The organism is Pseudoalteromonas sp. SG44-17, from assembly GCF_014164235.1.
Classification (GTDB): domain Bacteria; phylum Pseudomonadota; class Gammaproteobacteria; order Enterobacterales; family Alteromonadaceae; genus Pseudoalteromonas; species Pseudoalteromonas rhizosphaerae.
Window position 1 is genome coordinate 18,954 of sequence record NZ_JACJEV010000023.1, and the last position, 25,324, is coordinate 44,277.

The 25,324-nt window shown below is 40.8% G+C and carries 20 protein-coding genes; 6 read left to right on the forward strand and 14 right to left on the reverse strand.

Annotated features, from left to right (window positions below):
- Window positions 1–204: 204 nt before the first annotated feature.
- The 6 genes from H5182_RS15470 to H5182_RS15495 all read right to left on the reverse strand — a co-directional run bounded on the left by H5182_RS15470 (window position 205) and on the right by H5182_RS15495 (window position 4,901).
- Window positions 205–1,047 (reverse strand): DUF4198 domain-containing protein, encoded by an 843-nt coding sequence (locus H5182_RS15470; protein WP_182717530.1) that lies wholly within the window; start codon window positions 1,045–1,047, stop codon window positions 205–207.
- Window positions 1,048–1,083: 36 nt separating this feature from the next.
- Window positions 1,084–1,587, reverse strand: coding sequence for a DUF2271 domain-containing protein (locus tag H5182_RS15475; protein WP_145240201.1), 504 nt, complete (start codon window positions 1,585–1,587; stop codon window positions 1,084–1,086).
- Window positions 1,587–2,219 carry a PepSY-associated TM helix domain-containing protein gene (locus tag H5182_RS15480; protein ID WP_145240203.1) on the reverse strand — a complete coding sequence of 211 codons (633 nt, stop codon included), beginning with the start codon at window positions 2,217–2,219 and terminating at the stop codon, window positions 1,587–1,589. The genes H5182_RS15475 and H5182_RS15480 overlap by 1 nt, the downstream gene beginning before the upstream one ends.
- Window positions 2,220–2,295: 76 nt before the next feature.
- Window positions 2,296–2,691 carry a YbaN family protein gene (locus H5182_RS15485; RefSeq protein ID WP_145240205.1) on the reverse strand — a complete coding sequence of 132 codons (396 nt, stop codon included), beginning with the start codon at window positions 2,689–2,691 and terminating at the stop codon, window positions 2,296–2,298.
- A gap of 298 nt (window positions 2,692–2,989) precedes the next feature.
- Complete coding sequence (locus H5182_RS15490) at window positions 2,990–4,288, reverse strand: porin (protein WP_145240207.1); 1,299 nt, start codon at window positions 4,286–4,288, stop codon at window positions 2,990–2,992.
- A 118-nt stretch (window positions 4,289–4,406) separates the two neighbouring features.
- The gene (locus H5182_RS15495; protein ID WP_145240209.1) at window positions 4,407–4,901 is read right to left on the reverse strand and encodes a MarR family winged helix-turn-helix transcriptional regulator; all 495 of its coding nucleotides are present in this window, start codon (window positions 4,899–4,901) and stop codon (window positions 4,407–4,409) included.
- A 335-nt stretch (window positions 4,902–5,236) separates the two neighbouring features.
- Here H5182_RS15495 and H5182_RS15500 point away from each other — a divergent pair, with 335 nt between their 5' ends.
- From H5182_RS15500 to H5182_RS15515, 4 genes are all read left to right on the forward strand, one after another.
- Window positions 5,237–6,088, forward strand: coding sequence for a D-hexose-6-phosphate mutarotase (locus tag H5182_RS15500; protein WP_182739467.1), 852 nt, complete (start codon window positions 5,237–5,239; stop codon window positions 6,086–6,088).
- A 68-nt stretch (window positions 6,089–6,156) separates the two neighbouring features.
- Complete coding sequence (locus H5182_RS15505) at window positions 6,157–6,729, forward strand: PH domain-containing protein (RefSeq protein ID WP_182730691.1); 573 nt, start codon at window positions 6,157–6,159, stop codon at window positions 6,727–6,729.
- Window positions 6,722–8,257: a PH domain-containing protein gene (locus tag H5182_RS15510; RefSeq protein ID WP_182760274.1), complete on the forward strand. Its 1,536-nt coding sequence runs from the start codon at window positions 6,722–6,724 to the stop codon at window positions 8,255–8,257. The genes H5182_RS15505 and H5182_RS15510 overlap by 8 nt, the downstream gene beginning before the upstream one ends.
- A 145-nt stretch (window positions 8,258–8,402) precedes the next feature.
- Complete coding sequence (locus tag H5182_RS15515; RefSeq protein ID WP_182760297.1) at window positions 8,403–11,243, forward strand: PD40 domain-containing protein; 2,841 nt, start codon at window positions 8,403–8,405, stop codon at window positions 11,241–11,243.
- Between the two features lie 34 nt (window positions 11,244–11,277).
- Here the strand turns inward: H5182_RS15515 and H5182_RS15520 are convergent, their stop codons facing one another.
- Both H5182_RS15520 and H5182_RS15525 read right to left on the reverse strand, forming a co-directional pair.
- Window positions 11,278–12,423, reverse strand: coding sequence for a lipopolysaccharide assembly protein LapB (locus tag H5182_RS15520; RefSeq protein WP_182735006.1), 1,146 nt, complete (start codon window positions 12,421–12,423; stop codon window positions 11,278–11,280).
- Between the two features lie 46 nt (window positions 12,424–12,469).
- On the reverse strand, window positions 12,470–13,609 hold the full coding sequence (locus H5182_RS15525) for a PepSY domain-containing protein (RefSeq protein ID WP_182760275.1): 1,140 nt from the start codon (window positions 13,607–13,609) through the stop codon (window positions 12,470–12,472).
- Window positions 13,610–13,909: 300 nt separating this feature from the next.
- Between H5182_RS15525 and H5182_RS15530 the strand changes: the two genes are divergently transcribed.
- A complete protein-coding gene (locus tag H5182_RS15530; RefSeq protein ID WP_145240221.1) occupies window positions 13,910–14,524 on the forward strand; it encodes a PQ-loop repeat-containing protein in 615 nt (204 codons plus the stop codon).
- 81 nt (window positions 14,525–14,605) lie between these two features.
- Window positions 14,606–15,394, forward strand: coding sequence for a PhzF family phenazine biosynthesis protein (locus H5182_RS15535; RefSeq protein ID WP_145240223.1), 789 nt, complete (start codon window positions 14,606–14,608; stop codon window positions 15,392–15,394).
- A 4-nt stretch (window positions 15,395–15,398) separates the two neighbouring features.
- Here H5182_RS15535 and H5182_RS15540 read toward each other — a convergent pair whose 3' ends face one another.
- The 6 genes from H5182_RS15540 to H5182_RS15565 form a co-directional block, all read right to left on the reverse strand.
- Entirely contained in the window at window positions 15,399–16,640 is a 1,242-nt protein-coding gene (locus H5182_RS15540; protein ID WP_182760276.1) for a PAS domain-containing sensor histidine kinase, read from the reverse strand.
- On the reverse strand, window positions 16,627–18,027 hold the full coding sequence (locus H5182_RS15545; RefSeq protein ID WP_259398321.1) for a sigma-54 dependent transcriptional regulator: 1,401 nt from the start codon (window positions 18,025–18,027) through the stop codon (window positions 16,627–16,629). The genes H5182_RS15540 and H5182_RS15545 overlap by 14 nt, the downstream gene beginning before the upstream one ends.
- Entirely contained in the window at window positions 17,993–20,488 is a 2,496-nt protein-coding gene (locus tag H5182_RS15550) for an ABC transporter permease (RefSeq protein WP_182760277.1), read from the reverse strand. Before H5182_RS15550 ends, H5182_RS15545 begins: the two co-directional genes overlap by 35 nt.
- Window positions 20,485–21,177, reverse strand: a complete 693-nt coding sequence (locus H5182_RS15555) for an ABC transporter ATP-binding protein (RefSeq protein WP_145240229.1) — start codon at window positions 21,175–21,177, stop codon at window positions 20,485–20,487. Before H5182_RS15555 ends, H5182_RS15550 begins: the two co-directional genes overlap by 4 nt.
- 11 nt (window positions 21,178–21,188) lie before the next feature.
- On the reverse strand, window positions 21,189–22,445 hold the full coding sequence (locus H5182_RS15560) for an efflux RND transporter periplasmic adaptor subunit (RefSeq protein ID WP_182730697.1): 1,257 nt from the start codon (window positions 22,443–22,445) through the stop codon (window positions 21,189–21,191).
- Between the two features lie 198 nt (window positions 22,446–22,643).
- Window positions 22,644–25,160, reverse strand: coding sequence for a zinc-dependent metalloprotease (locus H5182_RS15565; protein WP_182760278.1), 2,517 nt, complete (start codon window positions 25,158–25,160; stop codon window positions 22,644–22,646).
- Window positions 25,161–25,324 lie beyond the last annotated feature (164 nt).

The window sequence follows — 25,324 nt, forward strand, 5'->3', positions numbered from 1 at the left end:
TAAAGTCCATTTTTCATAATATTTATTTCCGTTAAATATTTTATAGTTATGTTAATTTAATTGTTTATAATATGAACCCAAAAGAGGGAAAATAAAAGAATTAAATTCAAATTTTAGAAAAATTTTGGCGCTAAGTTGTTTATGTGTTTATTTAGAGTTGTAGGCCAAGCTAAGTTACTTGGCCTTTATTTTTAATGAGGGGTTTTATTCAGGTGCTACATCTAAGGTAGTAAATAATGAATAACGTACGCTATCGATACCTTTTTCAGTTGAACCTTCGCTCACACTTGCTTCAATAAGGTATAGTCCAGGGTGTTGCCATGTGTTAGTGAAAAAGCCGTTTTTATCTGTGGTTACTTTAACTTCGCCACGTTCGTTACGATAACGTGTATCACCTTTTAAGATGGCAAGTTCTATGTTGGCAGCAGGTTTACCGTCTTTTAATAACTGAAAACGCGCCTCTTCACCAACAAATAAATCATTAGGATGAGTCGGGCCGCTGATCTCTAAGCCTTGACCAAGTAGCGCAGGTTTTGAGGTGCCGTTGCGGCTTACAAATGTATCTACCGTTGCAATCGATTTTGTGGTTTTAATATCGGTTGCATCAGCTGGGATATCTTTACTGTCTTTAGGGCCAAATACACGGCCACGTTCGCCTTTGGCATCTTTATAAAAAGTCATTAGTCGTGGTTCTTGGCTCATCGTTATATGATAAGTACCTTCCCCAGCTAGTTTTACCGCCGCTGAATTTTTACGTTGCAGATAATATGCACGAATTTTATCGCTAACTGGTTTGCCATCAGGGCCGATTGCCATAATCAGATTATCATCATATTCCGCGCCTTTTTGTGCTGGACGATATGCTTTATCTGGTGCGAAAATTTCATTCGAAATACTGGCATCGATCATCACATAATGTGCTTTGTCGCCTGAAAGAGATGTGTGCGAAGGCACTAACCAGCGAGCATGTGCATTGGCATAGCTAGATGCTAGGGCAGTGAAAGTAAGTGCGCCGATAAATGCGCTTTTAAGTAAATTGATTTTCATAGTCTTTCCTTATTTAAATTGTTTTAGCAGCTACATTTACTGACTTTTAATGGTGACGAAGCTTTGTGAAAATTCATTGGTGCCATCGATGGTGATCTTGCCGTCTTTATTTAGATCAAGTTCTACACGGGTGTAATCACGGCCACCTTCTTCGCGAACGACTTCTAAATTAAGTAAATACTTGCCTGCAGCTACGGCTTTGCCATCTAGATCTGTGCCATTCCAGTTAATGGTGTAAGTACCTGGGCGCTTTGTTGCACCTGTTACACCATCAAAGTTAGCGTCACTTTTTCCGGCTTTACGCCACCACTGGCGTAAGTCTTTAAACCATTCTGCTTTTTCAACCCATAAGGCAACCGTGGTTACATGCTTACGCTCTGGGGTTTCTAGCCAAACCGCGACATAAGGTCGATGGTAAGGTTGTACGTCTAGATCAGGTAGGGTTAGTTCTATTTCAAGTTCAGCGGCATTCGCATGAGGTTGAAATAAAGCTGCTGTAAATAAAACAACAGCGCTTATTAAGGTATTAAGTTTTAGCATTAAGACACTCCTTTTAGTTGCGGAACCCAGCATAAATAAATGACTGCTGGTGTTGCGACCCCAAGCACTGTTAGCCATATTCCTACTAAGCGTTTTTTTCTATTTTGAAATAAAATAATCATCCCGGTGATAGCAAAAAAAATCATTAACACGGCTGATATATCAATCACCCAGCTCCATGCTTCGCCGCTATGACGGCCTTTATGTAAATCGCCAATTAAGCTTAAAAAGCCGCCAGTTTGATATTCGAGATTCAGTTCGCCACTGATGAAATTAAGTTCTGCGAAGGCAAAACCTGCAGGCAGTGGGTAGTCGAGCATCACGAGTGCATCTTCTTTTTCCCAGTCGATACTTTTTACTTTAGTTAAGCCATATTGGTTGGCTAAGTAAGCTTCTATTTCAGGGTATAAAATGGGTAAGGTTGCTAGGTTTTCTTGGCCCTGCTCAAGTAATGCACTTGGGAGTGATGTGGTTAGTTGCCCATCACTTTTATCGCCTTCTAGCCAATCAACATGATTAAGTACAATCCCACTGACAGAAAATAAAATAAGCAAAAACAGCAGTGCTGTTGATAGATAAATATGCAACGCACGACTGGTACTATATAAAGTTCGTTTATTTATTAACGGCATAAATAATTTAGTAGTTAAGCAATGTTATCTACATGGTAATGATTTGCATTAGTTATCACAACATTATTTACGAAATTTACATTGGTAGGTATTTTGAAGGGCGAGAGAGTAAATAAATCATAACCGCTATTTCGATGCAGGCTACCAGCAGTAAAACCCACCACGGCGGTGCACAAAGCAGCAATACAATAAAGCCAAGTGACATACCAATACCCGCAAACCACTTCGCCTTTACGGGTACTACTTTGTACTTTTGCCAATGGCGTAAGGTTACGCCATAACGAGGATGATTGAGTAACCAAGCAGCGAGTTTTGGGGACGAGCGAGTAAAGCACGCTAATGCCAAAATGAAAAAAATAGTGGTGGGCATCACAGGTAAAACAATACCTATAATTCCCAGCCCAACCAAGGCTAGTCCTAATAGTTGATAGCCAATACTTTTATAAGTGGCTAAAATTACTTTTAAATTCATGAATAGACTTGTGCCTGATAAAGTTGAAAACGGCTAAATGCTTGGCAAGCAACGTTAAACAATATGCTGCTAGTTTACTCAGCATTGTCAGTTAATTGTACTCGATGACGTTATACTCTGCCACGTTCAGCGCCTCAGCTTGCGATTCAACCTGATGCCGCTGTTCTTTTTATATCCTATTATGAGTTGATGGGAATGTAATTGCTTGCAGTCATTGCTTACAGCGTTATGAAGGATGTGTTTATGAGGGGGTAACCTCTTAAGACTAACCCCCCTAATTACAGGCTGACTTTAAAGATTAAAAGTAATAGCCAATATTAATATTAAAGCGACGCTCGGTTTCATTACTATCACCGGCAACAGAGCCACCTACAAATGCTTGATTGCGGGCATGAACTAAATCAAAGTAAGTGAACAAGCCGCCAGCCGCGACGGATACCCCGGTAACATTCATCCAAGTATCGGCAGTGTCATCAGACTTGTTATAGATCGCGCTGTAATCATTATAAAATTGCAGGTTGCTTACTGGACCCCATTCAACCGGTACGCTGTAAGCGACATTAAAGCTACTGGTGGTTGCATCGGTCGCAATAGAGTCATAAAACCCATATGCGCCAACCGCGATACGATTAGTGTCATCGATATTGTAGTCATATTCGCCATGCTGTAGCTGAATATTCCAATTATTGATAACGCTGTTTACATGCAGTGCCCATGCGTTGTAACTTCCTGCGCGGTCTTGGCCGTCATGTAAGCCACCGGCTAAGCCTGATATTCCGACTTCTGTGGTCATGCCTTTGCCGTGTTCAAAGTAATAGGCGTAGCGGCCGGCAAAGGTATTATACTCACCAAGCCCTTTGCTCGGTTCGGCATAAATACCCTCGTCGACGGTGCGACTACCAACAATATCGTACGAATAGCGATGGCTGCGATCTTCAACATAACCATCGACACCACCGAGTTCGTCATTTTTGAAAAAACCTAAATCGAGCTGCCAGTTATCAGCTACTTTACGTTTAAACATCACGCCTAAATCATGATCGTCTTCTAAACCAACGTAGTAGTTTGCACTAAAGAAATAGTTATGGGAGTTATAAGGATCATTACCAAACGGCACTTTTGTGATACCTACTTGCACTTGCCAGTCGTCAGTAAATTGATAGCCTGCCCATGCTGATTTTATTGCGGTCATGTAATCAAAAAAGCGGATCTCTCCGCCGATCAGCACTCCACCAATATCGCCAGAAACATTTAAACGGAAAATATCAAAATCAAAATCGCCACCACGGTTTTTATTGCCGTCATCATATGAGGTGTGACTGTAGTTAGTACGAATTGCACCACCAAATTTAACTCCGGATAGGGCTGTTTCGGTATTATCTTGAGTTTGCTTTGCGATGGTCTTGGTCTGTTCTTCAAGCTGTTGATTAACTTTAGCTTGTTTTGCTTTTTCAGCCGCAAGCTGCTGTTGCAGTTGCTGCATCTGTTGTTGGAGTTGAGAAAGTTGAGCTTGCATAGCATCAATGTCTGAAGCATATGAGGCGCTGCTTGTTGCGCCTAGCATAGTCGCGAAAGCTAACTTTGATAGTTTAAGCATGATAAATCGCTATTCTTGATATAGGTCTGTATAGAATAGACTAATTGTACCTTTAACCCAAGTTAACTAACCATGTGTTCTAGGGTAATCATTTGTTTAATATGATTTTATAAACTATTTATTCGGTGGGTTTGCCTTCAGCGGCGCGGGTCAGCACACCAACTTCTAATAAAGGAGCTGCATCTATACTTTGAGCATCCATCATAGTAGCAATACGCTGCATTGATGATAGTAGCTGGCTTTGTTCCCACTCGTCTAAGGCTGAGAACTTTTCAATAAAGTGTTCTTGTAACGGTTGTGGTGCTGCTTGCAGAATCGTTTGACCATTTGCAGTGAGGTAAAGACTCACTCGACGTTTGTCTAATTGGCTGCGAACACGCGTCACTAAATCGCGGTTTTCTAAGCGATCCAAAATATTAGTTACAGTTGCAGGACTCAGGTTTACATTTTGGGCAATGCGACTGGCTGTAATACCATCAGTTTGTGCTACTTCAGTCATAATTAATAGCTGCGGACCGGTAAGGCCGGAGATTTTATTTAACTGCTTAGAATGGAGGTCGATCGCGCGGATCACTTTACGTAAAGAAACCAATAATTCGTCATATTTTTTCATTTTTATCTCATTCGCAGATGGTTTACGGTCAAGGCGCTCGCGCAATCAATAAATATTACACATCTAATAAATAGAGTTCAAATAGATAAGGTCGATTTATACTGTATTATTGGCTTTACACAGAGCTGTGGCTGTTTTTTATTTGTTTTGAGTTGAAATTAAATTTAGTTCATTTGCATATTATTTAATTAAACGTTTTTGGTGCTGAGCTTACCTATAAGTCATGACAGAGTGAAAAATTGTAAATTTGACATAAAAACTCACTAAATAATATTTACTAATTGGTTGGGGATTGGGTAAGGTGAGATAGGTTTTTCATTTTTATGGGACGTATAATGAAGTTATCTCCATCTGTAAGCATCGAACAAACTGACACTGGTTTAGAATATATCAATGTTGCAAGCGAGCTTTGTAGCGCTAAAATTTTTCTACAAGGTGCACAACTCACTGAATTCACGCCAAGTGGCAAAAAGCCATTAATTTGGGTATCAAGCGAAGAAGATTACCAAGAAGGTAAAAGTATACGTGGTGGCATTCCTATTTGTTGGCCATGGTTTGGTGTCAATCCAAATCCTGAGTGGCCAATTCACGGTGTAGCACGTACGAGCTTATGGCGAGCAGATGAAGTTGCAGAGCAAGACGATGAAATTCGAGTTAGCTTAACCTTGCCAATGGCACAAGTTGATGAAACCTACTGGCCACACAAATCAAAGCTAAAGGTTGAATTTATACTAACTAATCAGCTTGAAGTGCGTTTAACAACCACTAATTTAAGTAACCAAACTATTACTTTCACGCAAGCGCTGCACACTTATTTTCCAACCCCTGCTATTGAAGAAACTCAAGTGGATGGGCTGCAAGGTTCCAAATATATTGAGTTTAGCGAAGGCCCGTTTGATCAAGATGGACTGGTTGGTTTTGCTCGTGAAACAGATATGGTTTATACCCAAGCCGCAGTTATCCAGCGTATTATTACCCCGGATGGAATTATTGAAGTCGGCCGTGAAAACTCCAGCTCTTGTGTGCTGTGGAACCCGTGGATTGATAAGTCTAAGCGTTTATCTAATTTTGCTGATGATGAATACCATACAATGTTGTGCCTTGAAGCGGCAAATGTAATGGATGATAGTGCGATTGTAGCGCCAGGCGAAAGTCATACCTTAGCGACGACCATTCGCTGGGTGTAATATAGGGCCGCAACTTTGCTATAAATCAAAGCCAACGTATCAAATCGTTGGCTTGTTAAGGAAAAAAAGTGTTCGAAAACCACCAACTGGACGTCTTACCCCAACATCAACAAATAGTATATAAGCCACTGGCAGATAAAGCGTTGCTGCACGCTCAGCTTAACTGGCTGCTGTTTTATCTACCATTAACTGCAATATTAGGCGCTGTTTGCTTTTTTAATCAGGAGTTTGCAGCACTGGCACAAACGAGCTTACTGATTGGTTTACCAATTATTTTAGCTTTATCGCTAGCTTATAACGTTGTCAGTATGCGACTTAAAGGAATTGCTATGCGTGAGCATGATATAGCTTATCGCAAAGGCGTTATTTGGCAGCAGGTGACGATTTTACCTTTCTCACGAGTGCAGCACACAGAAATACATCGTGGCCCTTTGGAGCGAAAACTGGGCTTGGCTAGCTTGCGTTTGTACAGTGCTGGCGGAATGAGCGCCGATCTCAACATTAGTGGCTTAAGTCATGATGATTGTAAAAATATCCGTCAGTATATTCAAAAGTACACTGAAGCAAGACAAGTATCTAACAATACCAGCAATCAAGCCGGTGATAGTGTATTAGCTACTGATGAGTCGTTAAATGGATAATTTGAAATGGCAGCGTGTTTCGTCTTGGTCACTGGTTTATTTTATCGTGCATTTTGCTTTCCGATTTGTCAAAGACGGTGTATTTAACTTACTACCTATTATGGTTGTGTTTGTTACGCAAGTTGAAAATAAGTGGTTTTGGGGGCAAGTTGCATTAGCGGTAGCGATTATTAGCTTGTTAATTTATTCATTTTTTTACTATATTAATTTTCGCTTTTGCATTACTGATGAGCATGAAATATTACTCAATAAAGGGGTGTTTAAAAAAGAGCGTTTAACCTTGAACTTTTTGCGAGTGCAGAATGTTAATATTGCCGAACCGTTTTATTTTAAGCCTCTGGGTTTGGTTAATTGTATTTTTGATGCCGCTGGCAGCACTAGCCAAGAGGCTGTATTACCCGGGGTTACATCGCTATATGCAGAGCAAATGCGCGAGCGAGTATTGGCTTATAAAGAAACCCAACAACAAACTGCAGCTAAGCAGCAACCTGAAGATACATATACCAACGAACCACAACAATGTTTGGTGCTGAGCAATAAAGAAGTTGCAAAATTTGGCTTGATGTCGAATATGGCTATTTTGGCATTAGCAGCGCTTGCGCCTTTTATGAATGTTGTGCTGGAGTTTTTAGAAAAAGCGGTGATTAATCGCCTAGAATCATTCTATCAGCAAGAAGTGGGCGTGTTGGTTGATGCTGCAGCACTCGCTGTGTTTTCAATACTTGTGCTTGTTGTGTTGGTTGCCGTTTTATTATCGGTATTAATGTCATTAATCCGCTTTTATAATTTTCAGCTTTACTTTAAGGCCGGAAAATTTAAACGCATTGCTGGATTATTAGAGCGTCATCAGTTGTCGGTGAGTCTTGATAAAGTACAATCGCTGCTGATTAAGCAAAACCTAATTGCACGACTACTTAAACGTTATACCGTGCAGTGCTTGCAAGCAACCAGCGGCGGCTTTAGCGCGGGCGCAAAGAGCAAACAAAGCTTAGTGATGCCAGTGCTTTCACTTGAGCAAGTAAAACAAGTTTGTCAGTGGGTACATCCTTGGCTTAATTTAACCAGTGATGATTTTAAAGCACTCAACTTTAAAGGTGTCGAAAAAGCGTTACTGATCAAAAATCTATGCTTTTATGCTTTGTTACCGAGCGCTTTAATTGCATTTATGGGCTATGCAGGACAAGGTTACAGCCCTGTATATGGCCTGCTTTGTGCTGTATTACTAAGTTCCTTGGTGTACTTATCATATCGACGATACGGTTATTATTTTTATCAATATCAAGGGCGATATTACGCAGTGTTTCGCAGTGGCATGATAAGTGTGCATTATCGAGTGTTTGAACTATATAAAGCGCAAAGCACGCGCGCAGTAAGCACTTATTTTATGCGAAAAAGTGGTTTGAAGAGCTTGTCTATACAACTCGCTGCGGGCACAGCGACTATGCCTTATATCAAAGCAGAGCAAGCCGATGAAATTATCGACTTTATTCTTTGCCAAGCCGAATCGGATCAACGAAGTTGGATGTAATTCACCGCTTTCAAGTTCTTAGGATGGTATTTTATTAGGCTATAAAGCGTAATAGCGGTAACTCACGTTTTCTTACATTTTTATGCTCTCTTTTTAGACTAAGTTATGACAATAATGGGTTTAAAATAAGAGATCAGGGAACATGATGAAAAAAACGTTACTCGCTACTTCGTTATTATTAGCCACACATACACAGGCCGCCGTGCAATGGCAAACAATTCATACCGAACACTTTAATGTTCATTACAGTCAAGAAAATGCAGATTGGGCACGCTCTGCGGCCAATGAATTAGAAATCGTCCGCAGCAAAGTGCTTGAGCAACAAAACCGTGCTTTAGATGAAGCGGTTGATGTGGTGGTGTTTGATCCACTCAATGCCGCTAATGGTTTTGCATTACCGGTTTCAAATAAGCCATTGATGGCGCTTTTTACTACACCACCGCAGTCAGATACAGTGATCTCAAATAATAGTGGTTGGCAGCAATTACTGGTACTGCACGAATATATTCATCTAGTGCATTTAGCACAACCTACCCGCAGTAAATGGCGTCAAGAGCTCAGGAATATTTGGGATTTATACGATATAACACACAGCGAGATGCCTCGCTGGGTGGCAGAGGGTTACGCAACATTACTTGAATCGAAAATGACGGGGCGTGGTCGGTTATTTGATAACTACAGCGAGGCGATTTTAATCGAATTTGCTCAGCAAGGTGCATTGCCCCGCTATGATCAGTTGAATAGTACAGATGGTGGCTTTATGGCTGGCTCTATGGCGTATTTAATGGGCGCCCGATTTTTAGCTTGGCTAGAGAAAAACTATTCAGAGCAAACCCTTGATGCTGTTTGGACGCGTATGCAAGGGGTTAAGCAACGCGAATTTGATGACGCATTCGAAGGGGTCTTTGGTGACTCTGCGAGTAAGTTGTATCGACGTTTTATTGCTGAGTATACCTATCAAGCAATGAGTAAAGAAAGAAGTGAACAGTCACTTACTAGTGAGCTTTGGTTGGCGTTAGATCACTATGCTAGTGGTCCTGCTTTATCACCAAATAGCGAGCAACTTGCAGTGGTGGAGCGTGATCAAGACGGCAAGACTCAGTTAAAACTCTACAGTACTGAGGATAACCTCAAAGCTGCAGAAGAGTTTAACCAAGAGCAACAAGAGCTACTCGCTGATGATCCTAAAGATGTTGCTGATAAACCACCCAAGGTGTTTCAACGTAAGCAAAAGCAAGTCTTGAATCAAATCAACCGTGCGGGTATTCAAAACCCACAATGGCTAAATGACGACGTGTTGTATTTTTCAGCCTACAGCAACGTAGATAATATTGATAATCAGCGTATATCAGATATATTTAGCTGGGATACGCAAACCGGTGAAGTTACCAAACTAACTGATTTAGCTGCCCTGCGGCGCTTTAGTATTGCAGATAATGGGCAAACACTTTATGGAGAACAGGTTAAAGGAGGTTACTCAGAGTTAGTGCGAGTTGATTTACAAACCGGTCAAGCTCAACCATTATTCGAAAAAAGTCTAGCAACGGTTTACGATTATCCTGTAGTTAGCCCCAATCAACAGCAACTCGCCTTTCTTAAAACTGAGTTTAATCATAATTGGCAATTGTATATACAAGATATTGATGGACAAAAATCAATTGCTGTACCAATGCCTAAGGGATATCAATACTTATCACAACCAAGTTGGAGTGCGGATGGCAAGCAGCTTTATTTTGTTGCAGGGTTAGCTCAGGCAACGGATATCTATCGTTATGATTTAACTACACAACGTTTGTTCAAGCTGACTCAAGGTCAACAAGCGGTTGCTAATCCACTCGCATTATCTGACGGGGATTTACTGTATTTTTCAATCAGTAGTGATGGCCCTGACATTATGCAGCTACAGGTAAGTAATAACGAAGAAGAAATCACCGATTTTGCAACTAACAGTATTGCGCCTTTGTTGCTTGTGAATGAGCACACCTTGCCAAAAGCTCAAGTATATCAACAACCCATTGGTGAGCAAACGCACTACGATATTTGGCAGCAAAAAGCCACTTTTGCGTTAGGTGAACAATATCATTCAGCCTCTGCGGCATTATTTTCAGCGAGTATTAAAGGCAGCGATTTACTCAAGCAATTAGATTGGCAGCTGGGCTACAGTGTTGATTTACATGACACTGCACTGCAAGGCATTTATGCCCAAGCACGTTACAGTGCGCTTGCAATCAAGTTTGACAGCCAGTTATTTTCTTATGATTTGAATGCTAGCAAGCAATATCAGCATGGCCTGTTGGCTGATCAGTCAGTGCAAGGCGGCTATATTGCTGCCAGCCTGCCACTGAGCTTTGGAGAGTTTAAAGTACAGCCAGAACTGGCTTATAACTACTCAGAGATAGATGATGCAAATATCAAGCAAGAGCAGAGTTCACAGTGGCTTAGAGTCGGCTTGAAGCAATCTTGGAGCTATGACAGACAAGATTATGCCATTGGCCAAGCGATTGATGCGCGTTGGTATAGTGGCGATAGCGACACGCAGAATTGGCAGGGCTATGATGTTGCTGCGCAGCTATTTGGTAAAGCGCTGGCAATCCCTATGTATGCTAATTATAGCCAGCAATATAGAGATGATAGTGAGTTGCGATTAGGTGGTTTTAGCTCTTCGTTATTATCAAAAAATATTCGCAGTGACTTTGTTTTTGCACCTGAACTGCCCTTTTACAGCGCTATTGGCAAACGCTATCAAGGTTATGGTGGAGGTATTAGCTGGGCAGAAGGCATGCCATGGTTGTACTATCAACAGCATCAGATCGACCAACAGGTATACGGGCAAAGCTATGGTGTGAAATGGCAAGGCCCCTTTAGTTTTGGCTTAGGCCCTGCAGGCCTCAATGATGTGAAACTTGATTTTGGCCTAGTCAGAGTCGAAGGCGACAGCTTTGATGATGAGCTTAGAGGCTGGCTCGGGTTTTATTATTCGTTGTAAACGCTTACGCCTTGAGTCTTTTCACTCAAGGCGGTTATTGGTGACTTCTAATAGCGGCAAGCTTCGCGGCATAAATACTACGTTGTTGATGATCTCTTTCGAGATCCATAGCTTGTTTGAGTAATTTATGAGCGTCATTTAAATTACCTTGCTGATAACGGATTTTTGCAAGAGCTACATAGGGATCAGCCAAATAAGGTGCCTTGTTTATTGCTTCATCTATGTGTTTTTTAGCGCTCATTAAGCGTCCACTCAATGCTTCTGTTTCACCAAGAGCAATTAATTCATAAGGATCTTTTTCTTGAGCACCTAACAATGAATTAATTTGTTCAACTAACATTTCATTGCCAATATCTTCTGCGAGTACTTTGTAATTGCTTAGTAAGTTTAAACTTTGTAATTGCTGATCAAGCGCTGTTTGGTAAATTAATTGACTGGTTGTTTTATCGTTAATTCGACGATGTAATATAGCCGCAAGATTGAATAACTCAGCATCATTTGGGGCGTACTGATTAGCCTTAATTAACAAGCTATACACTTGATTATAATCATTTTCCAGTAAAGCATCAGCCGCTAAATTACTATAATATTTGGCAATGAGATCCTCATAACTAGCACTGCCAACATAAAAACTTCCTCGCGAAGGAAAATAGTCAATAAGTACTCCTGGTCGAATAAAAGTAATTTGATCTTCATCTTCAGTGAAAGGGCTATATAACTTAGTACGAAAATGGTTAGCAATAAATACCAGATTGCCTTCTTTGGCGTAAACAGGCTGGCTTGTCATTTCTTGAAAACCAGTTTCCAGATCAATTAAGTTTGCATAGGCTTGGGTTAATATTGCCAGACTTATACAGTTACCATGAGATAACTCGAGGGTTTGCTCTGCTGTGAGGGTATCGCCATGATAGCTAAAATTACTAAAGCTGCGTTCAATGTAGTTATAAAGAATAATATCGTCAGTTAAACCTTCTTGGCGTTGATTCTCGACATAAGATAGAAAGATCTTAGCTTCATCGTTGGGCAGTTGAAAAATAACTTGTTCTGAAGGGACTTGCTGTAACTCAAAGAGAGTGTGATTTAGTAAACTAGTTAGTGTTGGCGCAACCGTACTCTGCTGTTCTGTGCTTTTACAAGCTGTTAATAAACATATTAATAATAAAGAAAAGTAAAGTTTCATAGTCACCTCAGCGTTTAGATAAAGGTACGCTGAGGTAAAAATTTAATCAAGTATTAAATGCTGTCGCTGTTCGCCTTTGCTCGCGATTTCTTTGTGATTGTTTTTTACGATTACGGCGGCTAAGCCACAAGTAAAAACCAGTGCCTGCAAGCCATACTGGGCTTAGGCCAATCACGCACCATAAGATTTTACTGAGTAAACCGGCAAAATAACCAAAGTGTAATTTTCTAAAGCTATCAATTACTTGCCAACCAATGCCAACTTCGCGAATATCCCAGTTAGCTATATGTTCACCGGTTTGTTTATCATAAGTAACGGTGTTAGCGTATTCGCTTGCCAGTGGATTGTTGCTATCAACTTCACCAAATAGCGTAATGTTTTCGTCAGGCTCCAGTGGCATAACTAAAAAAGTACCATTAAATGTCGGGATTTGTTTTTTGCTGTCATCTAGAATGGCTTGAAAGTTAATGGTATCGCTATGTAAGTTTTTAGTGAGTATAAAATGCTGTTCTTCTGCGTGTTCGACTACTTCGTGATACCACACAGCCCAATTAAAGTAGCCGCCAGTGATCGCCAAAATTAAAATAATGGGTGAGCCAAGTACCCCTGTCATTTTATGAATATCGCTTAGTACAATTTGCAGCGTCGCCTTGAAGCGTACTGAAAATAAACGTTGCCAAAATTTACGATAAATTATTAAGCCTGTAACGCCGAGGATAAATAGAAAGATTGCAAAAAAGAACCCAAGGACGGTGCCTGTTTGACCTGGTAGAGTTTTTAAATCGTTTAGCAAAAATGTGTAATGCAGTTCTAAAAACCAATCTGTGAAGTAGTGACTGGTGCTAACTGGCTGCGAGAGTATTTCGCCAGAATATTGATTGATATGAAATTTATACCAAGTGTCGGTACCGCGTTCGATTAAATAAACCCGATCAGCAGTATCATCATTAAATATTTCCCAACTACCTACTATATAGCTAGGAAATTCATGCTCAGCAACCGCTATTAATTTATCAATGGGTTTGCGTTCTGCGTGACTATCAACGGCAAAGTGACTATCTGGCATGAGTAAGCCATCAATTTCACTTTTAAACACTAATACGCTGCCAGTAATACTGATCACAATAAGTGGAACTAAAGCACAAAGCGCAATCCAACTGTGTATTTTAAAAAGTGTTTTTCTCATAAGGCAAAGAGCTATCAAAATTAATTTGTTGCATGATAACAATTATCAATGTTATTTCAATTCTATACGATGAGATGTTTACTTGTTAACTGCAAAGTGTCAGTCGAAAAACGGAAACTGTAAGGTTAACTTGCCGCATTAGCAATGAGTTTATTTTGTACAAATGGTTGCTTGTTTTTATAGGACCTTTACAATGCCGCGCCTTACATAAAGCATATAAAAACAGTAATTTACACTGATTTATTGTTTTGTTTATAAGTTGCTAACTTATTAATCAACTACTAACGAGCGAGGTCTACTTTGGCGCATTACCTGCCTATTTTATCATCATTTATTTTAGTGTTTAGCTTTTTACCGTTACTCAATAAAATTCGTAAAAATCGCAGTGTATCGGGTTTATCATTACTAATGATGGCCTTTGGTGTTGCCCAAAGTGTCTACTTTATTACATATAACTTGTACTTTGAGCGCTTTTATATGGTGCTGCCTTTTGTGGTGACTGGATGCTTAAGTGGCTTAATTTTGTATTATTTTGCCCGTTATAATGCAAAGACAAGAGAGCGAATTCAATTAACTGCCATGCTAGGCTTTTCGTTCTTACCATTTTTATTGTTGCTTAATCCACAGTTAGAAACTGCACAGGTACTCACATGGCTTACTTTTGTGGGTTTGATCATGAGCTCTGTACGAGTGATGCCGCAAACCTATAAAACGCTGCGCAGTGGTGATATTAGCAACCTAAGTGCACGTTATTTTAGTTTACAGTTTATAGCGGGTGTGTGTGGTTTATTTGCAGAATTAGCGATGGCGGCACCAAGTACTTCGCATGTTTTAACGTTTGTGATGATCTTACTGACTAATGCCGCGCAACTTGGTTGTATTCAATATTATAAAATGCGCCCTGTCGCAGCTTAATATTAGCTAGATAAATTTAATACTCTTTTAGCTCAATTTGTGGCAAGTTATTAGAAACTTAGCCTGATAAATTGAGCAAAAATGCAACTCACAATCCATCAAATAGACGCTTTCACTAACGAGCTGTTTAAAGGTAACTATGCCGCAGTTATTGATTTAGATAATTGGCTTGATAATGAGCTAATGCTAAAAATTGGCGCAGAAAATAACGTCTCCGAAACCGCGTTTACTTGTCGTCAAACTGACGGTAGTTTTGCTATCCGTTGGTTTTCGCCGTTGATGGAAATCGATTTTTGCGGACACGCCACGTTGGCTGCCGCTTTTGTATTGTGTGAGCAATACAACTTATCGCAAATTCGCTTTCAAGCCGATGCGGTCGGGCAGTTAATGATTAATAAAAATGATGATGGCAGCTTTGCCATGACTTTTCCAAAACAAGCTCCTTTTGTTACAACAGAAATACCCTCTGAGCTATTTGCTGGCTTGTCTATACAACCAGTTAAGGTGTTGAAAAACAAACAAGCTTACTTTGCGATTTATGAAAGTGAGCAGGATATATTAAACCTTAAAACAGATTCAAACTTGCTAAAAACACTAGCTCCACTTGATGTAGTTGCAACCGCACCAAGCGCAAAATACGACTTTATTTCACGTTATTTTTGGCCTGCTAATGGCGGTGATGAAGATTACGTTACCGGCTCAATTCATACCGGTCTTGCGCCTTATTGGGCGCAGCAATTAGTTAAAAAAACCTTAAGTGCTTATCAAGCCTCTAGTCGTGGCGGCCATATGCAATGCGAAGTCAGTGAACATAGTGTTACTCTCACAGGATACGCAGTGCGGTATATGCAAGGCACAATTTATTTGTAAGTTTTTAACAGCTATTTTGCGGTAGTTTAATGGTGATTTGCGCGCCATGTGCTGTGTTAGCTAACTGCAATTGGCCGTTGTGCTTTTGCACAATATCATTACACAAGGCTAGGCCTAAGCCGTTGCCTTGTTTTTTGGTGGTGTATAAAGGTTGCAGGGCATTATCAATATTGGCAAAACCAGGACCGTTATCAGTCAGCTGTAATATTTGCATGTCGCTTTGTGCAAAACAGCGCAATGTTATGCAAGCTTGCTCTGCGCAGGCTTCATAGCTGTTTTTAAATACATTAATTAATAATTGTTCTATCAGTAGTTTATCGGCAAAAAAGGATGGGGAACCTGCGAAGTTAAGTTGAACGCTTTGTTCTTTGGCGTTGAGTATTGCTAGCGCTTTTAAATCAAAGGTTTGCGGTTTTGCGCTCGGTAAACGACTTAACTCTGAATAGGCTTTAATAAAAAGCAGCAGTGACTCACTGCGCGATTTAATCCGTGTTAGCACTTGTCTCGTTTGTATTTCGTCTAATTCATCTGCCGCCATTAGTGTATCTGTCATTGAGGCCATGGGCGTCAGTGAGTTGTTTAATTCATGCGATAAAATACGAATTAGATCAGCTTGAGATTGGCGCTTTGCATCTTGTAACTGATGGCCTATATAGCTGGCGGTAATAAGTGTTTGTTTAGCATCGCTCAGGGCAATGCGTTGTATTTGCCAATCCTGGTTTAATTTTGCATGGCTGCATTGGTTATTATCAAGGCTAAAACCACATTCTGTAAAAGTCATTCCTCGTAGTAATGGCGTTTTCAGCTGAGCATACATTGGGTGGTTAAAAAATATCAGTTGGCTTTGCTCGTTAAATACTGCAATAGGGTGTGGCCAATGCTGAAATAACCCATCAATTAAGTGCTCAGACTGCGGTTGTTGTGTTGTAAATAATGTTTCTATTTGTGCGCCGAGTATTGCCCATGGGGAGCTTGGATCACTGTAGCCTAAGCTAAGGTTACTTTGCCCTTGCTGTTTTGCATCAATATAAGCTTGTAATTGTGCCACGGGTGAAAAATGACTATGGAATAACCGATAGGCGCAAACAATCAATGCATAACTTAAGCAAACCCCTAAAGTGACGGTGAGTAAAATATCTTGGCTTAGTTGATACACTAAAGCAGCAGTAGGAATAAGAATTGCGGCAAATATGGCGCTTAAAATGGCAATCATCTTGGCTTTATGGCTCATTTTAAAATGATTCATCCAAACCCTCTAATTGATATTTTTCCATACGCCGATAAAGCGCATTACGAGAAATACCTAAGCTTTTAGCTGCCGCTGTGATCTGCTGATTATGTTGTTGTAGTACTTCGACTATGCGTTGTTTTTCTAGCTCCTCTAAAGTCAGCGCAGGGATAGATTGACTTTGTGTTGTTTGATAGTCGAGCATGATATGACTTATTTCAATTGCTTCACCGTTACAGATCAGCACCGCACGTTCGATTACATGACTTAATTCTCGAATATTGCCAGGCCAAGGGTGGTTTTTTAGCAACTCGCGAGCACTGGCGGATAATGGCAATATGGGCTTGTTGTACTTAGCCGCAAACTGATTGATAAAATGTTCGCACAGCGCAGAGATATCGTCTTTACGTTCGCGTAGCGCAGGCAGACGAATGACAAAGGTATTTAAGCGATAATATAAATCTTGGCGAAATTGGCCGTTTGTAATTGCGCTGGCTAAGTCTTGATTGGTAGCTGCGATTAGTCGCACGTTTATATTTTCGCTGGCGTTTGCGCCAAGCGGAGTGAACTCACCAGTTTCTAAAACCTGTAATAATTTAGGCTGTAAATGAAACGGTAAAGTGCCGATTTCATCCATAAACAACGTGCCATTTTTAGCACGGCTAAATGCGCCTAAGCGGTCTTGCTTGGCATCGGTAAAAGCCCCTTTATGATGACCGAATAGTTCACTTTCAAATAACGACTCTGCTAATGCCCCCATATTGAGACTTATCAGCGGCGCTTCGCAGCGGCCACTGAGCAGATGAATTCGCTTTGCTAATTGCGATTTCCCGGTACCGTTTTCACCTAAAATTAATAAATTCGCATCGGTCGGCGCCAGTTGCTTGATGAGTGTCTCGAGAGACTGCATCGCGCTGGATTGCGCGATCCAACTAGTGTCCACAGGCTTTGCCGTTACGGACTTAATATGATTAGCAATTTGGCTTAGCAATTTTTCTTTACGCCATGGTTTTTCAATGAAATCTTTTGCGCCATTTTGTAAGCCAGTGACTGCCAGCTCAATGTTAGCCCAAGCGGTCATTAAAATGACGGGAATATTTAATGGGTTAATTTGTGCAAGTAACGCGAGCCCTTCTTTTCCTGAGGTGGTATCACGAGTAAAGTTCATATCCAATAACACCAGTGCAGGCGTTAATCGGCTAAGCAATTGCATGCATTGCACCGGTCCATCAGCTTCAACCACGCGATAACCGGCTTGCTCTAACAGTAATGTGAGTGCAAAGCGGATATCGTCATCGTCATCCACAACCAAAATAGTGGGTTGGTTCATAATGGTCGTATTGGCAGCGTTTGCTGCCAACTCCTTAAATTTATTGCTCTCTAAGCGCACGCATAGGATCAGCATTTATAATACGCCATACTACCAAAACAATGGCAATAAAGACGATAGCAATCAATAAACTAGTAAATATTGTAAGTGCCTGCCAGGAAAATGCCGGCAACAAAGGTATTTGCAATTGCAATAGTAAGTAAATACCACATGCAAGTGTAATCGCAATGACAAGTGCGCTCAGCAGTAAACCATTAAAGCTTTTAATGGTGCGTTTCATCAGATTACTACGACTTGCTCCTGTTGCCATACGGATGGCAAGCTCAAAGCGTTTTAGTTCTGTAAAGCTCATTGCCATACCATTACTGCCCACCGCGGCTAACAATAGCGTTAATACCGATAATGCACTGATAAAGTAAAACTGTACGCGAGCTGGCATTGTTTGCTCATCCCAGCGTTCAGTCAGTGTACGAGCTTTAACTTCGTTGACTTGTGGATGAGCACTTTTAATTGCTTGAATAATGGCGTTCTTATCAAACTCTTGCCCTTCTGGCAGTTGCATCACCAAGTTTATTGTTGAGGTGTTGCTCTTGTCAGTATAAAGCATCGCTGGGTAGCCTTGGTTTTTAGCCATGATAGTATAGGTATCGGCAACCACTCCAATGATACGTCGGCTAGCAATATTTTTTCCTACCACAGATTCAAGCGTACCGTCAGTCGATATTTGTTTGGCAAAGGTCTCGTTAATAAGTGCCACATCATCTAAATCTTGGTATTGTGCTTGGCTAATATTTTGCCCAGCTAGTATTGTTAAACCAAAGCTATCCACATAATCAGCCGCTATGTTTATATTCATAAAGGTGAACCTTTTTTGGGTTTCATCATCCTGATTCATGCTAATTGTGGTATTAAAATTAAACGGTTCACCTTGGCTTTGTAATATGGTTATATTTGGTTGAATCTTTTGAACAGCCTGACTTAATTGGCGCTTTATATCGAGGGTGCCCAAAAAGCGTTGCTTCGCTTTTTGCTCGCTATCTTGGTCATTATCTAGCGCTACTTTTTGTGCTTCCAACTCGGCATTCGTTAAAAGAGCTTTTTCGTTATTATGTAGGTTTACCTGAGCAACAAGTGTATTACCAGGGGTGAAACCTAAATCGACATTTAAGCTGTTATAAGCCGCATTTGCTAGCATCGCGGTACCTGTTAATATCACGGCGGCAGAGCTTAATTGTGCAATAAACAGTATGCGACTAAGCATGGTTATTTTCCCTGCATTAACGCCTTTATTGCCGTTATTTAAATTGCTAATCAGCTGAGTTTGATCAAATTGCTGGATTGATAGAAACGCAAAAAACAAGTTGATAGTTAAAACGGCCACTAGTGCAACCAATATAGTTACGGCGTCAATTTTTACCAGTTCGAGCATCTCTATATTACCGCCACTGATTATGGGTAATATGCGGATCAACCACGCAGCACCTAATAAACCTAACACTGCGGCAAGTAAAAAGGTGCTGAGATTTTCTAAGAAACTCATCACCAGTAGCTTGTTGCGGGTGGCACCCATGCATAGGTGAGTAGCAAATTCTTGTTCACGCTGCTGATAGTGAGCAATAAATAAATTGAGTAGGTTTAGGCTTGCCATTATGAGTAGAATGGTGACAGCGGCGAGTAAAAACCAGATCATAGTTTGTTGCTCAGCCATTAAACTATCTCGATAGAGAACCGCAGTACTTTCTGGATTCATGCTTTCAAACATTTGCTTCATCGGGCCAAGTTGTTCACTTTCTTGTTGGTAATATTGCAGCCAGAAATCTTCGATGTCGCTTGTTGTAATTGCTTGCTGAGTTTTTCTAAACAGAGGTTGCAGGCTGCCATCAATCGTCATTTGTGTTGGCTTTGAAACTTGCTCTGCTAAATTGTAGTAAAGCCATATTTGCTGGGCGTACTTTTCGTCAGTTTCCGATAAAAAAGATGAAAAATCAGTAACAACGCCACGAACTTGCAGTGATTGGCCTTCAAGTTGTAAGGTTTGACCGATTACATTAGCATTATTTTGAAATGCACTGCGCCATAAACTTTGAGAAATCCACACTGCATTTTGGCTATTTTCTTGACTTGGTCGTTCGCCAACTAATAACTCGCCGCCGACTACCGTCATAAAGTTATCACTGGCATCAAAGCGCGATACAGGATAAGCAACCTCATCCACTTTTATAGCACTTTCATCTGCTTGAAAGCCTGCAAATTTGCCATACTGTTTATATTGTTCAGCTAACAGTGCAAGGCGTTTAGTGGTAAATATTGATACTCGCATATCGTCTGAGACAGCCATAGTCCGGTTAATTGTATAGAGACTTTGTTCGTCTTTAATATCGGGTAGCGGTTTAAAAATTAGGTTGCTACTCATTGCGACCACAACCAACACGGCTGCCAGCGTAAAGCTGAGTGTAATTAAAATGGGCAAAGATAGGCGCGGCAAAGTAAATAGCCTCAAAACGCCATGGCGCAGAGCGCGAAGGTAAAAACTCATGCTACCGCTTCCTTATGTTCAACAAGTACTTTGCCGTCAAATAAGCGAATTTGACGCTGTGCCATTTGGCTATACCGTTCGTCATGGGTCACCATGACGACAGTGGCACCTTGTTTGTTTAGCTCTAGCAAGAGTCGCATTACAGCATCGCCATTTTGGCTATCTAGATTACCAGTTGGTTCATCCACAAGTAGTAAGTCGGGGTTGCCAACTAGCGCGCGAGCAATCGCAACGCGCTGTTGCTGTCCGCCAGAGAGTTGGCTTGGTTTATGATGTAAACGGGCGCTCATGTTAACTGCCGCTAGTTGTTGCTCTACGGCGGCCTTAATATCTTTACTTGGCGTACCTCGGTGCTCCAGCGGCAAAGCCACGTTTTCAAATACGGTTAGGCTATCAATCAAGTTAAATGACTGAAATACATAGCCAATATGCTTATTCCTAACACTAGAGCGTTGATCAACATTGAGGCTGTGAGTGTCAATATTCGCCAGTTGATAGTCGCCATCGGTTGGCGTATCCAGCAATCCTAAAATACTCAGTAAGGTTGATTTTCCGCAGCCAGATGAGCCAGATATAGCGATAAACTCGCCTTTGTTTATTGTTAAAGAAACATCCTGTAGCGCATGAGTTTTAACTTGGCCTTTGCTATACACTTTATTGATGTTGTTAATGGTAACGAGTGCTGTCATGATGTTTTTCCTTAAAGTTTTGCAGTATCTAGCGCCAAGTGGCTGTAAGTATGCCATTGGCTTAAATCATTTGTGATAATTTTTTCACCAGCGTTTGCACCTGCGGTGATGAGTAAATCTTTGCCCGTTAGCTCGCCAAAGGTGATCTCTTGTTGCTGTAATTGCGCTTGATTCGCTGAGTGTTTATAGAGCAGTTGCGCACCGAGAGGTTTTAATCCTGGTTGCTGGCTCACATAGAGGGCATTTTCTTTACGCTCAACAAATACTAAAGCATTGACAGGCTGCGCAGGACGCAGATTGGTCGGTAATGGTTCACTCAGGTGTACTTCGGCAATAATAAAGCCGTTTTCGACTACGGATGTTAGTTGCTTAACTGTGCCTTTTAACATGCCTGATGGATGTTTTAGTTCGACTCGAGCACCAAGTGTTATGCGCTCAGCAATGCGTTGCGGAATATTTAATTTAGCCATTAGTTGGCTTTTTGAGCCCACTCGCGCCATAGCTTGTCCTTGGCTTACTCGCTGACCAAGTTCAATATCTAAGCGCTGTAATGTACCTGCAATCCCTGCGATGATTGTTAATGCCGTCACTTTATTACTGACTAAATCTACTTGTTTTTGTTGCTGTGTTAATAAAATTTGTTGCTGCTGTAGTTCTAACTTGTGCATTTCTTTTTGTTTTTCAAAACGGTAGATTGCAAACTCAAGACGCTTTTTAAGTTGTTGGTATTTCAACGTAGCTCGTTCTAAATCAATTTTGGCGGCGATACCTTGCTCTGATAAGCGCTGATTGACATCAACATCTAATTTAGCGCTTTGTATTTGGCTATCAATATCAGCAAGCTCAGCTTGAAAGGTCAGCTGCTCATTTTGTTTTTGAAATTTAAATGCAGCAAATTCAGAGTGCATACGTTCTAGCTTGGCTTGAGCTTCAAAAAATTGCTGTTCTAGATCTGGGTTGGTGAGTTTGGCAATCACAGTGTCAGCTTCAACATCTGCGCCAGCACGTAGATAAATTTCACTAACTTGACCAACTGCAGGGGCACTAATTAGGCGCTCATAGCGTGATGCATATTGACCATACACCGGCGTCATAATATCAATATCACCTTGTTGGACGGTCACCACATTGAGCGTACTCGCATTTAGCTGCGGCACAGCAGGTTGCACAGCAAAATAGCTGATGCTTGCAAGCAGTATGAGTGCGGCAACAATGAGGGCTATTTTAACTTTGTTTAGTTTTGTGGTTTTCTCAATATTAATATTCATAATCTACAAATCTACGTGGTTGATAGTGTAGTTAATGAAAGTTTGATGCCAGAAATAAATACTGTTTATTTTCAGTTGGTTAAATTTTTATATGGTGATTATAAAGTGATAGCTGTTCGATATCGAACACGCAGGTGTTCGGTTTTAAAAATAAAAAAGGCCACACTTGAAGGTGCGGCCTTATTATTGCGTGGTTAGTTATGCTTCGAGCGCTTTATTGATTAGGCGATCGATATACTTTTTATGTGCTTTTGTCGCTGTATCTGCACCCCATGGCGTGCTGCTGTCTGCAATTTGAGTTAATTGATAAAGCGCTGCAGTTTTTGCTAAGTTATCGTGCTTGCTTGGTTTACCTAGTCCCGCGATAGCAATTAGCTGATTGACATATTCAATTTGCAAGTTATGACTGATTGAATTAGCTGCTTTACTGTCAATAAAAATACTCGCCGTTAAATCGTTCATAAACTGACTTAAGCTATATTCATTACCGTATAGTGCCGTGTCTGAGATGCGTTGCATAACAGCGGGGTGGAGTAATTGGGCTAATACTGATTTTTGCATCCCCAAAATCATTTTATGTGGTTTTGGATCTTCATTTTTGCCGTAATGATTAAAGCCGCGACGTTGTTGTTGCATGTAGTTATATAGAGGCTGCATGCTGGTAAGTACATCTGGGGCAAATACATTTTTCGCTAAAATTTGCATGGCTTGTTGTTGGCGCTCTAGTGGCACAGGGGTAAATGGTGCAACAGCATCATTACCACCCACAACAGCGCGCTCTACGTAGACTCCGCCAATTTGGCGAGAAATTATATTCGCTTGGGTGCGATATTGACCAAATAAGCTGTTTGCTGAGATCAGTAATTGTTGGTGTGACTCACCAGCAACACGCGCTTTATCTTTGAGCTCAGTAAACAGTTTGTTGATTAGCGCCATGCGATCAGCACCATACGCTGCTGGGTTTGATGACATATCGCCAATCATCACGCGAGGATCAATATGCCTACCGGGTGCGCGCATATCATCGGCATCGTTACCAAACGCAAGTTTGTGTTCGATTGAACGGGCTAAAATCTTTTCAAGGCGTTGCTGTTCAGCTGCTTCATCCGCTAATGCTTGGCTGTAACCAAACTCAATTGCCCAATCATCATAAGGACCAGGCTTGGTTTGGAAAATATCACCCTGAGCCATACCAATAGGAGCAATATTAGCTGGGGCATAATCCATCACTGAACCTGTTACGATCCCTTGTGTTTTATTTTTGTCGTGAACGTCTTTTTCATTCCACAAAATGGATGATTTCATATTGTGGTTTAAACCTAGTGTGTGGCCAACTTCATGTAGCACTAGTTGGGTTAAACCTTGACGTAAAATTTCTTTGTCTTCAATGCTTGCACCGGTTGAAAGGCTGTTTGCTAGCATCATATTTTGTTGTATTTCATGTCCTAGCGAGCAGTTTAGTTCACCGGTATTAGCAGCACCATTGCTGTGGCTCATAGTGCCTTGTGTAAATAGCGTATCGTAAATCCAGCGATTTTTCATAAATACAAACTCAAGCATGATGTCTGAGCCTAAAATTTCACCGGTTAATGGGTTTGCTAGGGCTGGACCGTAGCCGCCAAATGGTGGCTTTGGTGATGAAGTCCAACGTAGCACGTTGTAGTTGATGTCGCCTGCGTCCCACTTTGCATCATCCGGCTGGATTTTTACTTCTATAGCATTTTTAAAACCAGCCTTTTCAAATGAGCTATTCCATGCCAGGGTTGCTTTTGCAATGGTGTCGCGCCACTCAATTGGGGTGGTGTTTTCAATCCACCAAGTAATTGGTTTTACAGGTTCGGATAACGCAGCGCTTGGATCTTTCTTTTGTAAGTCCCAACGCTTGATCACATCATTATATGGTGCCCAGTCTGGGGAGGTCATTTGATCAAACTGATTTGTGAAATAACCAATGCGAGCATCGTCAATACGAGATTGGTAATCATTCTTTGGCAGTGCTACGAATGAATGCTGTACCTTTAAGGATACGTTGCGAGGATCACTTACTGCACTTGAGCCGCGCACGCTTGGGTTAGCATTTTCAAATACGTAGTCAACAACAACATCGAGGTTATTAGGGTAAGGGCGCTGTTTGATAATACGTGACTTTTTGTCGCTCAATTTACCAAGATTAAAGCGTTTTTTGGCATTTTTATCATCTGGGTTTGGCCAAGGAGAAACTTTATGTAGTGCTTCACTTAAAAATAGTTTGTTTACATTAAAAGCAATTTTGCCTTGCTCTTGTTTTTCAATCTTAATACTAGCTAGTACCGCTTCACTGATGTTTGCATTAGCAGCTTTTGCAATAGCACTACTTTCATCAAACTGGTAACGAGGTGTTTTACTGATAATGTCTATGCGATCAAAATACTTTCTAAATTCAATAAGCTTTGTTTCACGATAAGCCCCACGGAAGTGACCAGCATCAGTAACGCCATCGACAGTATGGGCAAAGTACACAAATGGGGTATCAAGCTGTGATTCATCAATTACCATTAAGTGATCACCGGTTTTTTCATCTTGATAGAGGCTAAATATCCCCGCAAACTCGGTTTTATCTTTGATCAGCTCGGCAATGGTTTTGTCTTTTTTTTCGTCTTTTTTATCTGCGGCCAAAGCGTGGCCGTTGGTCGCTAAAGCTAAACTTAATGCTAGCGTAATGGTTGTTAACTTCATTTTATACTCTTTATTTTACTTGTTAAAATCTTATTCAGTGTACCCAAACTGACTCGGGAAGAAACAAATCTAGGATGAAATTCCTAAGCTTGTTTTTATCATTTTGATTTATATGGTTTATTTTTTATATCAAAATATAACAAAAAATATTAAATAATAGATTA

Coding starts and splice junctions, on each gene's coding strand:
- H5182_RS15470 (WP_182717530.1), bottom strand. CDS start 1,047: ATGAAAATCAATTTACTTAAAAGCGCATTTATCGGCGCACTTACTTTC.
- H5182_RS15475 (WP_145240201.1), bottom strand. CDS start 1,587: ATGCTAAAACTTAATACCTTAATAAGCGCTGTTGTTTTATTTACAGCA.
- H5182_RS15480 (WP_145240203.1), bottom strand. CDS start 2,219: ATGCCGTTAATAAATAAACGAACTTTATATAGTACCAGTCGTGCGTTG.
- H5182_RS15485 (WP_145240205.1), bottom strand. CDS start 2,691: ATGAATTTAAAAGTAATTTTAGCCACTTATAAAAGTATTGGCTATCAA.
- H5182_RS15490 (WP_145240207.1), bottom strand. CDS start 4,288: ATGCTTAAACTATCAAAGTTAGCTTTCGCGACTATGCTAGGCGCAACA.
- H5182_RS15495 (WP_145240209.1), bottom strand. CDS start 4,901: ATGAAAAAATATGACGAATTATTGGTTTCTTTACGTAAAGTGATCCGC.
- H5182_RS15500 (WP_182739467.1), top strand. CDS start 5,237: ATGAAGTTATCTCCATCTGTAAGCATCGAACAAACTGACACTGGTTTA.
- H5182_RS15510 (WP_182760274.1), top strand. CDS start 6,722: ATGGATAATTTGAAATGGCAGCGTGTTTCGTCTTGGTCACTGGTTTAT.
- H5182_RS15515 (WP_182760297.1), top strand. CDS start 8,403: ATGAAAAAAACGTTACTCGCTACTTCGTTATTATTAGCCACACATACA.
- H5182_RS15520 (WP_182735006.1), bottom strand. CDS start 12,423: ATGAAACTTTACTTTTCTTTATTATTAATATGTTTATTAACAGCTTGT.
- H5182_RS15525 (WP_182760275.1), bottom strand. CDS start 13,609: ATGAGAAAAACACTTTTTAAAATACACAGTTGGATTGCGCTTTGTGCT.
- H5182_RS15535 (WP_145240223.1), top strand. CDS start 14,606: ATGCAACTCACAATCCATCAAATAGACGCTTTCACTAACGAGCTGTTT.
- H5182_RS15540 (WP_182760276.1), bottom strand. CDS start 16,640: ATGAATCATTTTAAAATGAGCCATAAAGCCAAGATGATTGCCATTTTA.
- H5182_RS15545 (WP_259398321.1), bottom strand. CDS start 18,027: ATGCTGATCCTATGCGTGCGCTTAGAGAGCAATAAATTTAAGGAGTTG.
- H5182_RS15550 (WP_182760277.1), bottom strand. CDS start 20,488: ATGAGTTTTTACCTTCGCGCTCTGCGCCATGGCGTTTTGAGGCTATTT.
- H5182_RS15555 (WP_145240229.1), bottom strand. CDS start 21,177: ATGACAGCACTCGTTACCATTAACAACATCAATAAAGTGTATAGCAAA.
- H5182_RS15560 (WP_182730697.1), bottom strand. CDS start 22,445: ATGAATATTAATATTGAGAAAACCACAAAACTAAACAAAGTTAAAATA.
- H5182_RS15565 (WP_182760278.1), bottom strand. CDS start 25,160: ATGAAGTTAACAACCATTACGCTAGCATTAAGTTTAGCTTTAGCGACC.